The 411-nt window shown below is 74.2% G+C and carries 1 protein-coding gene; it reads left to right on the top strand.

Annotation, left to right across the window (positions count from 1 at the left end):
* Window positions 1–411 (top strand): hypothetical protein (locus G3I78_RS49545; RefSeq protein WP_203616589.1); only part of this gene is annotated, 411 nt, incomplete at both ends.

Raw genomic sequence — 411 nt, 5'->3', positions numbered from 1 at the left:
GACCCGTCGGCAACGACCGCCTCCGGCGTGTGGCTGGCGAGCGATCTCGCCGAAGCGCTCGGCGCCCACGCCGGCGACCAGGTCGCGACCAGCACGGGTACGGCCGTCGTCGCGGGCGTCTACCCGTATCCCGACGACGGCCGGGCCCGCACCCTCGGCTACACCGTGCTCACCCCGGTCCCGGCCACCGGGACGTTCGACGCGTGCTGGGCCGAGATCTGGCCCGCCGATGCGACCACGGCTTCCTACCTGCGTACCGCGCTCGTGCCCGACCCGTCGGGTGAGACGAAGCCTGCCCAGGGCCAGCTCAACTCTCGCCTCGGCACGAGATACGACGCGCCCGTCCTTCTCGCCGAGCGTCTGACCCGGCACGCCCCGCTCGCCGCGCTCGTCGTGGCTCTCGCCCTCGGC

The sequence above is a fragment of the Streptomyces sp. SID13726 genome (assembly GCF_010548375.1).
GTDB lineage: Bacteria > Actinomycetota > Actinomycetes > Streptomycetales > Streptomycetaceae > Streptomyces.
The sequence above is the reverse complement of the archived record's forward strand: the minus strand, read 5'-3'. Positions and strand labels throughout refer to the sequence as shown.